The sequence below is a fragment of the Dellaglioa sp. CoH-55-MRSF-9 genome, assembly GCF_056782155.1.
This window is the reverse complement of record NZ_JBXAYG010000064.1, coordinates 1-280: the sequence shown is the minus strand read 5'-3', so window position 1 is coordinate 280 and position 280 is coordinate 1. Positions and strand designations below refer to the sequence as shown.

Below are 280 nucleotides of genomic sequence, written 5' to 3'. Positions count from 1 at the left end.
ATATATAGCAGCGCCGGAGCATTCGCAACGGCGTCCGCCAAAATCATCGACATGGCCGGGCTTGTCAAGCCCAACGCAAGCATTGCCGGATTGATGCCCAACAGCATCACAGTCGCTCCCTGTGCGACAACCACCCCACCGTAACCGTCGAGATAAACGGTTCCGCCTTGCAAATCCGACCGCGTAAGTTCACTGCCCTTGAATGCACTGGTCATGTAAACGGTCCCATGACTCGGGAAATCATACGTCGAGCCAGCAGCACTTGCATCATGGCTACCGA

General features: G+C 55.7%; 1 protein-coding gene. It reads right to left on the bottom strand.

Annotated elements, in window-relative coordinates; genetic code table 11:
- The coding region (locus tag AC1RPV_RS07800; RefSeq protein WP_481764202.1) for a hypothetical protein at nt 1-215 on the bottom strand (215 nt) is incomplete at its 3' end.
- Between the last annotated feature and the right edge of the window lie 65 nt (nt 216-280).